We start from the raw sequence: 8,146 nt of genomic DNA on the forward strand, positions 1-8,146 counted from the left end.
CCGTCGAAGCCGAAACCAACTTTTACGCCCATCTACCCGTCACCAAAAAACTGGAACGGGCCTAACCGAACCTCCACAAAACCCGGTACTTGACACTGTGGTGGACCGGATCGAGGTCCTGCGGCGGGAGCACAAATGGACGGCACGGCAGATCCATCTCGAGCTCGTCCGGGACGGTCACCGGATCTCCCCGGTGACCGTGGCCCGCTGGTTGCGCAGGCTCGGGATCTCCCGCCGACGCGATATCGACCCGACCGGTGCCAGCAACCGGACCAGCACCAGGATCGTGGCCCGGTATGCCGGGCACATGGTCCACCTGGACGTGAAGAAAGTCGGACGGATACCCGACGGTGGGGGCTGGCGGGCCCACGGGCGCGGCTCCGAGGCCGCCAAAGCCGCCGCACGGGCCAAAACCACAGCCAAAACCGCAGCCAGGACCGAAGGTAAGACGACGGGCGCCCGGGCCGGGTACGTGTACTTGCACTCGGCCGTGGACGGCTTCTCCCGCCTGGCCTATACCGAGGCCCTGCCGAACGAGACCGCGGCGACCACGATCGGGTTCTGGTGTCGTGCCAGGGTGTTCTTCGCCGCCCACGGCATCCACCGCATCACCCGTGTCGTGACCGACAACGGGTCCAACTACCGGGCGAAGAACTTCACCCGCACCATCTTGTCCACCGCGGCCCGCCACCAACGCATCCGACCCCACACGCCCAAGCACAACGGCAAAGTGGAGCGCTACAACCGGACCCTCGCCGAAGAGCTTCTCTACGCCCGCGAATGGACCTCAGAAACCCAACGCGCCGACGCCATCACCATCTGGAACATCCACTACAACTACCATCGAGCACATACTGCAATCGGTGACCAACCCCCAGCCTCACGCTTCCAGCGAACCGTCACCAACGTCATGACACAGAACAACTAGCCTCACCTCAGCGTGGAAAGTCGTAGCTTCTCGAGACACGTTCAAAATCGGGTCAAGCTCCGAACCGGCATCTACAGGAGGAAATATCGCTGGGAATGAGTTCGAGATAGGTACAGGCCTCCCGGTGAGGGATCCTTGCCGTGCATCGCACGATCGGGAGTCGGTTCACTGGCCATGGCTACAGCGTGAGCGAAAGGGCCACTTGCGACGGAGGCTTAGGGAGGAATAGCTAAGGACTGCGACCCCTGTTCCGCTCCGGTGTTGTGGGCGTGGCTTTCCAGGGCGGCTTGGTGTCCTGGGTTACAGAACGCGCCTTCAGCGGGCTCATAGGGTGGGCTGTTGATCTAAGGCGGGGTACGACCTGTTGGTCGGCCCAACCTCCCCGGCGGCCGGATCGAACCTGCGGTCGTCGTTCTGGTTCACGGCCTCTAGCCCGAAGGAAGTCTTCCCTTGATTCTTGAACATGCGACGCTAACGATTCACCCCGACTGTCATGAGGCTTTCCTCGCGGCGTATCCGCAGCTGCAGGCGCACCTCACGGCGTCAGCGGGCTGCCGGTCCGTGGACCTGTATCCGAGCGTTGACCGTCAGGACGTGTACCTGTTGCGCGTCGCGTGGGACACCCTTGAGGATCACACCGAGGTGTTCCCTGCCAGTGAGAATGGTCAGGCGGTGCTGGCCATCCTGCAAGAGCATGTCGTGTCCGTCGGGGTGGTCCATTTCGGTGGGGTACCGGTCGATCTGTCGTCGTGGTCAGGGACGGCCGGTGCGGATCTGTAGGTGCCCGCCGCGGGCGGATGCCCTGGTGACGTGGGCGCAGTCCCGCTCCAATCCCTGCCAGGGCTGGGCCGTGATGTCCGCGCCTCCCAGCCGGCACGCGAGGCGCGCCAGGGCCTTCATACCGGGGATCCCGGTTGTCGGTTCCTGCATGTCCACTACGCAGATCGAACCCGAGGGCGCGGTGAGGTCCTTCATGGTCTCCCAGGCCGCCTCCCACGGTTTCATGAGCGACAGTGCGTAGGTCGCCAGGGTGGCATCGGAGAGGGCCTTCCCTCCGTGGGATGTGATGGACGCGCTGAGGGATGCGGTCGAGGAGGTGGTCGCGTCGGCCTGGACGAGAATGATGTTCGTCCATCCGCGGCGGTCCGCTTTCCGTCGGGCCTGGGCGAGCATCTCGGCACTTCGGTCGATCCCGATGATGGTTCCGGTAGGACCGATCCGGTCTATCAGGTGCGCGAAATTCAGCCCGGTGCCGCAGGCGAGGTCCAGGACCTGATGGCTCGGGGAGAGGTCCAGGGATCGTATCCCGAGCACCCGGCCCGCACGGTAGACGGGCAGTTCTCCGGAGAGCAGGTCGTAGAACGGCGCGAAACTGCTGTACTTCTCGGTGGATATCTTGGTGCGTTTCTTGGCGACAGGAATCACCCCCTAGGACGTTGGTGCCGCGGGCGGCACCGGAATGATCAGCTTATGGCTCACGGGGCACCGTTCATCACCCCGGCACGGATCACGACGGCAAGCGAAGGGTTGAACCAGCATCATGGAAACCAGCAATCAGGTGATCGATCTTTTGGTCGTCGGCGGGGGTACGGCGGGGATCGTAGGCGCCAAGACCGCGTCCCGGCTGGGTGCCCACGTCGTTTTGGTGGAGCGTGCCCGCACGGGGGGTGATTGCCTGTGGACGGGGTGTGTGCCGTCCAAGACGCTTCTCTCCGCCGCTGCGGGTGCAGCCGGGGCGGGGATGAACCCGGCCAGGACCGCCGGACCTGCTTCGGCGGGATCGGATTTCTCGACGGTCAGGGAACGGATCGCGGCTGCGATCGCCGCGATCGAGCCCGATGATTCGCCGGCGTCCCTGGAAGCGGCTGGGGTGACGGTTCGCCACGGCGTCGCCCGTTTCACCGGGTTCGGCCAGGCAGAGATCGACGGGCAGCAGATCCGCTTCCATCACGCCCTTGTGGCCACCGGAAGCGATCCCGCGGTTCCCCCCATTCCGGGTCTGGACCGGGCGCCGGTAGTAACCTCCGAGACCGTGTGGGATCTGACAGAGCTACCGCAGCACTTGGTGGTCATCGGTGGAGGGCCGATCGCCTGCGAGTTGGGGCAGGCCCTCGCCCGACTGGGCGCGTCCGTGGTGATGCTCGTCCGCTCCCGGATCCTTCCCAAAGAGGACGCCGACGCCGCGGACATCGTCCGTGCCAGTCTCACCCAGGACGGTGTGCAGATCATCGAAGGCGCCGTGGTGGAGGGCGTCACCACCTCACCCGACGGCATGAGGGAAGCGGTGAGCCGCGTCCGGGTCGGTGATGGCCGGACCTTTCCCGCCGACACTATCCTCGTCGCGGCGGGGCGGAAGCCCCGTACCGAAGAGCTCGGGCTTGAGCTGGTCGGAGTGGAACTCGACGAGAAGGGGTATGTGCGGGTCGATAATGCGATGCGGACCTCGAATCCGATGATCTGGGCGGCAGGTGATGTGACCCCGAACCCTGACTTCACGCATCTGGCCGGCGTGTATGCGAGCACCGCGGCGTCCAACGCTGTCCTGGGGGTCCGTCGATCCGTCAGCTCAGTCATCCCGAGGGTCACGTACACCTCCCCCGAGGTCGCCGCGGTGGGTATCACCAGTCCTGAGGGGAGGGGCCAGCGTGTGTCCACGATCCAGCACGCACACACGGACCGGGCCATCACCGAGGACCAGATCGACGGGTTCACCCGGCTGGTCATCGACAAGCAGGGCAGGATCCTCGGAGGCACCGTCGTGGGGCCGCGGGCCGGGGAAACCCTGGGCGAGTTGACTCTCGCTGTCCACCAGAAGCTGACGACCCGCGACTTGGCCGGGGTAACCCACCCCTACCCGACCTACAACGACGGATTGTGGAACGCCGCGATCGCCGATGCCCGCACGGCCCTTGAAAAACCGTTGGTCCGGACGGCGATGTCGGGGCTGGTCCGGCTCACCCGATGGCGTGCGACCCGTTCCTCCCCCGCGCGAGGGTGACGTGCGGGGTGTGTCAGCCGAGGGCGCGGTATCCGGCAATGATCCGGTGGGCGGCGCTGATGCAGACCAGCACGGCCCAGACCAGGGCTATCTGCCAGGCCACGAAGGGCAGCAGCAGCCACAGGCTGTGCACGATGACCGTTTCGGTTCCTTCGGCGAGGCCGCCCAGGAACGACAGGGACCGGCCGTCGTCGATGGTTCGTCCGGTCTTTTCCGCGATGGAGGAGAACGCGAGGAAGGCGCTGCCGTTGATGTAGTAGGCGAACAGGACCAGGAGGAATGGTAACCATGGAGCATCGAAGCCGGCCGTCGCGCCAACGGCGACGCCGAGCACCGTCGCCCCGTAGATGACGAAGTCAGCGCAGATGTCCCAGAACCCGCCCTGACCGGTGTCCGACATGTGGCGTGGTGATCCGGCGTGGACCCGATCGGCGGCCGGGTGGGCGCGGCGCCGGGCCAGCGGTCCGTCGAGGCCGTCCGCCAACCGGCAGAGGAGCCAGGCGATGAGCGCGGGCACCCACAGTTGTGCTGCTGCCAGCCCGGCGCTGGCCAGGCCGAGGACGAGGTTCGCGCCGGTGAGCCTGTTGGGGCTGATCCAGGGCACGTCGAGGAGGGCCGCGGCCCGCTCCAGCGCCGGGGCGAGGACGCGGCGCAGTCGTGTGTCAAACATGGTGGGGCCCGCTCCTGTGCCGGGCCCGGATCGCGTAGATGACGCCGGCGAGGGTGAGGATGCCGAGGGCGGCCGCGGCGAGGGTCGCCGGCCAGCCGAAGTCCAGGCCGTAGGCGCCCAGGGCGAGGAAGCTCACGGTGCCGGGCAGGATACCGACCATGGTGCCCAGGATGTAGGGCCACCAGCCCAGTGCGGTGAGGCCGGCGGAGTAGTTGATGGCGGTGAACGGCAGGACCGGGACCAGACGCACCCCGACCACGGCGAGGAAGCCGCGCCTGCTGAGGACCTCGTCGACTGTCTTAACCCGGGTCCCGGTGAACTTCTCGACGGCCTCCCGTCCCAGGAGACGTCCGAGCCAGAACGCGGCGGTCGCCCCGAGCAGGGCTGCCCCGTACACGAGCAGCAGGCCGGGCAGGAATCCGAACAGCACTCCTGCCGCGACCGAGAGGACGCTCTTCGGCACCGGGGCGAGGGTCAGTGCCGCGTACCCAAGCACGAAACCGGCCGGACCCCACCACCCGGCCCGCTCGATCAGGGACCGCAGGTCATCGACGTCGGGCAGGGGCAGGGCCACGACGGCGACGGTCGCGGAGACGATGATGACGCCCAGCAGCAGAGCCCGCCGGAGCGGAGTCAGCCACGACTGGCGTGGTCCGGCGTCCTGCTGCATGGTCTCCCGCCGTAGATCCTCCGGTGCGGCCCGTCAGGGGCCGTACCCGCTTCGAAGAATACTGGACCCCGTTCCACCCCAGCCGAGAAGGACCCATGAACCACCCACCCGCAACCTCGTCCCGCAACCGCCGGGCCGCAGCACCCGTGATGGCCGCCGCTGCCCTTGTGCTGGTCTCCTGCGCCGCGGGCCCCGCTGAACCCCCGGCCAGTTTCGGGTCGTTCGAAGAGGTCCTCGCCGAGGCTGACGGTCAGACGGTCGATCTGTGGATGTTCGGCGGCGATGAGCAGGGCAACGCCTACGTCGACGACGTCCTCGCTCCTGCCGCAGCCCAAAAGGGAGTCATCCTCCGACGGGTGCCCATCACCGACACCGCGGACGCGGTGAACCGGGTCCTGTCCGAGATCCAGGCCGGACGCACGGATGGTTCGGTGGACCTGGTGTGGGTGAACGGGGCGAACTTCAGCACAGGCCGGCAGGCCGAGGCCTGGCGGTGCGACTGGACCGATGTGCTGCCGAACATGGCACTCACCGATCAGGACGACCCGCTCTTGCTCAACGATTTCGGCACACCGGTGGACGGGTGCGAAGCGCCCTGGCACAAGGCGCAGTTCACGTTCTTCTACAACTCCGCGACCGTCACCGACCCGCCGACTACCCTTCAGGGGATCCTCGACTGGGCCACGGACAATCCGGGACGCTTCACCTACCCCGCCCCGCCGGACTTCACCGGGAGCGTCTTCCTGCGCGAAGTGATGCTCAGCGAGGCCGGCGGAGCAGAGGAGGTTCCGCTGGACTACAGCGAGGAAGCCTTCGACGAGCATGCCCCAGCGGCCCTGGACGCCCTGGACGAGGTCGCACCATCCCTCTGGCGAGCAGGCGCCACTTACCCGCGGGACGAACAGGCCCTGAACACCCTCTTCGCCGACGGTGAGGTCGACATCGCCATGACCTACGGGCCGGCGACCCTCACCGACCTGGTGGCATCCGGGGCGCTGCCCGACACGACGAAGGTCCTCACCCTCGAGGAAGGGACCGTGGGGAACGCGAGCTTTCTGGCGATCCCCGCCAACGCCTCCGACCCGGCCGGAGCGATGGTCGTCGCCAACCTGGCCCTCTCACCGGAGCAGCAGGCAGCGAAAGCCGACCCACGCACCTGGGGTCAGTTCCCTGTCCTCGACCCGGCCCGCCTCGACGCCGACCAGAAAGCCCTGTTCGATGACCTGCCGGCCTCCCGGGTGGTCCCGACCTACGACGAACTCTCCCGCAACGCCCACGGCGAACTCGCCGCGGACTGGGTCCCTGCCCTGGACGAGGCATGGCGCCAGGCAATCCCGGGCCCACGATGAACCGCATACCCCCGAGCCATGGGCAGCACCAAGGCGCCGCGTCGGAAGCCGGCACCGACCATCCCGGCGACCGGACCCGCAGGCCCGCCGGTAATGCTGTCGGTGGTCGTGACTTGGCGTCGCGACGGGCGGTGCTGCTTGCGCTGCCCGCGGTGGTGCCCGTGGTGCTGGTGCTCGGCGTCTCCCTCGTGGCCGCGTCGGCCCAGAGCCTGGGATTGATGCCCTTCGTCGGCGCGCCGGAGCTCAGTGCGCAGGGGTGGACCGGATCGGCCGGGGAACTGGGACGGTCCGTCGCGGTGTCGGTGTATATCGCCGCCGCGTCCACGGTGCTGTCCCTGGCGATCGGCTTCATGATCGCCGTGTACGTCCTTGCCGCACCCCGCATGGGCAGGGTCGTGGCGGTTCTGAGTGCGGCGAGTATTCCTGTGCCTCACCTCATCGGCGCCGGGGCTGTGGGGTTGTGGTTGTCCGACAGCGGGTTCCTGCACCGGTTACTGGGCATGCCGGAAGCCTTCCCTGCCCTGGTCGGCGGGCCCTGGTGGGTTGCGGTGATCAGCGAGTACGCGTGGAAGGAATCCGCGTTCGTCGCCCTCGTCGTGATCGGCAGCATGTCCCGGTCGATGACGGGCCTGTGTGATTCCGCCGCGACTCTCGGGGCCACAGCGTGGCAGCGCGTCATCCACGTCGTGGCGCCCCTGTCGGCGCCGGCGCTCATGGTGTCGGCGCTGATCGTGTTCGTCTACACCTTCGGCGCCTTTGAGAGTCCCTGGCTGCTCGGCGCCACGTCTCCGGAGCCGTTGTCCGTGCGCGCTGTGCGGCTGTTCGGGTCGGTGGACCTGGCAGCCCGACCGGAAGCCATGGCCACAGCCCTGGTGTCCGTCGTCGCCGGCGCGGCGGCGATCCTCGCCGGGGTCGCCGTCCTGCGGTCCCGCAGGAACCTGCGATGACACCCGGGGCGACACAGGTGACACGCCCGGCACCGATGGAGTCCGGGGCGACACAGGTGACACCGCTGCTGACCGGGCCCCCGGCTGGTAGAGGGGACTCGCGCTGGGCCCCGAGGGGTGTGAGCGTGCAGGCCCGGCCGGTGGTGCGGGCCCTCCTCGGGGTCGTGCTGGTGCTCTGGATCCTCACGCCGATGCTCCCGGCGGTGCTGTGGGCGGTTGCAGGGCAGTGGCGGGCCCCCGCCGTCCTCCCGACGTCGTACTCGTTGGAAGCCCTCGCGTCGTTGGGGGACCGGGCCACGATCGGGGCGGGACTGGCGTCCCTGGGGCTCGGGGTAGCTGTCGCCGTCGTCGCGACGCCGCTGGGCCTGCTGGGTGCTGTGGCCGCCCGGAGGTTACCGGGGCTGCGCGGTAAAGCAGTGGACCTGATCCTGCTTGCGCCCCTGGCGGTTCCCCCGTTCTCCCTGGTGATGGGCGCGAACACGACGCTGTTGCGCCTGCATGTGCCGGCGTTCGCCGGTGTTGTCCTGCTCCTGGCGGTGACCGCGCTGCCGTACACGGCGTTCATGTATCGCAGTGCCCTGGCC

Annotated in this window: 8 protein-coding genes and 1 pseudogene; 6 read left to right on the forward strand and 3 right to left on the reverse strand. The window is 67.8% G+C overall.

Annotated elements, in window-relative coordinates:
- On the forward strand, positions 1-928 hold a 928-nt coding region (locus IWX63_RS15960; RefSeq protein WP_442859139.1), incomplete at its 5' end, for an IS481 family transposase.
- Positions 929-1,378: 450 nt separating this feature from the next.
- Entirely contained in the window at positions 1,379-1,708 is a 330-nt protein-coding gene (locus tag IWX63_RS15965) for an antibiotic biosynthesis monooxygenase family protein (RefSeq protein WP_199279144.1), read from the forward strand.
- On the opposite strand, the gene IWX63_RS15970 is transcribed toward IWX63_RS15965, so the two are convergent.
- A complete protein-coding gene (locus tag IWX63_RS15970) occupies positions 1,682-2,353 on the reverse strand; it encodes a class I SAM-dependent methyltransferase (protein ID WP_199279145.1) in 672 nt (223 codons plus the stop codon). The two genes, IWX63_RS15965 and IWX63_RS15970, sit on opposite strands and share 27 nt — an antisense overlap.
- Positions 2,354-2,468: 115 nt before the next feature.
- Here IWX63_RS15970 and IWX63_RS15975 point away from each other — a divergent pair, with 115 nt between their 5' ends.
- Entirely contained in the window at positions 2,469-3,926 is a 1,458-nt protein-coding gene (locus IWX63_RS15975) for a dihydrolipoyl dehydrogenase family protein (RefSeq protein WP_199279146.1), read from the forward strand.
- Between the two features lie 13 nt (positions 3,927-3,939).
- On the opposite strand, the gene IWX63_RS15980 is transcribed toward IWX63_RS15975, so the two are convergent.
- Both IWX63_RS15980 and IWX63_RS15985 read right to left on the reverse strand, forming a co-directional pair.
- A complete protein-coding gene (locus tag IWX63_RS15980) occupies positions 3,940-4,596 on the reverse strand; it encodes a CDP-alcohol phosphatidyltransferase family protein (protein WP_199279147.1) in 657 nt (218 codons plus the stop codon).
- Positions 4,589-5,266, reverse strand: coding sequence for a TVP38/TMEM64 family protein (locus IWX63_RS15985; RefSeq protein ID WP_199279148.1), 678 nt, complete (start codon positions 5,264-5,266; stop codon positions 4,589-4,591). Before IWX63_RS15985 ends, IWX63_RS15980 begins: the two co-directional genes overlap by 8 nt.
- A 95-nt stretch (positions 5,267-5,361) precedes the next feature.
- On the opposite strand from IWX63_RS15985, the gene IWX63_RS15990 reads away from it, so the two are divergent.
- From IWX63_RS15990 to IWX63_RS16000, 3 genes and pseudogenes are all read left to right on the forward strand, one after another.
- On the forward strand, positions 5,362-6,615 hold the full coding sequence (locus IWX63_RS15990; protein WP_199279149.1) for an ABC transporter substrate-binding protein: 1,254 nt from the start codon (positions 5,362-5,364) through the stop codon (positions 6,613-6,615).
- Between the two features lie 113 nt (positions 6,616-6,728).
- A complete protein-coding gene (locus tag IWX63_RS15995; protein WP_199279150.1) occupies positions 6,729-7,562 on the forward strand; it encodes an ABC transporter in 834 nt (277 codons plus the stop codon).
- A 119-nt stretch (positions 7,563-7,681) separates the two neighbouring features.
- Positions 7,682-8,146: pseudogene (locus IWX63_RS16000) on the forward strand (ABC transporter permease); the annotation flags it as partial.

The sequence above is a fragment of the Arthrobacter sp. CAN_A2 genome (assembly GCF_015752045.1).
In the GTDB taxonomy this organism is placed as follows: domain Bacteria; phylum Actinomycetota; class Actinomycetes; order Actinomycetales; family Micrococcaceae; genus Arthrobacter_D.

Coding starts and splice junctions, on each gene's coding strand:
- IWX63_RS15975 (WP_199279146.1), top strand. CDS start 2,469: ATGGAAACCAGCAATCAGGTGATCGATCTTTTGGTCGTCGGCGGGGGT.
- IWX63_RS15980 (WP_199279147.1), bottom strand. CDS start 4,596: ATGTTTGACACACGACTGCGCCGCGTCCTCGCCCCGGCGCTGGAGCGG.
- IWX63_RS15985 (WP_199279148.1), bottom strand. CDS start 5,266: ATGCAGCAGGACGCCGGACCACGCCAGTCGTGGCTGACTCCGCTCCGG.
- IWX63_RS15990 (WP_199279149.1), top strand. CDS start 5,362: ATGAACCACCCACCCGCAACCTCGTCCCGCAACCGCCGGGCCGCAGCA.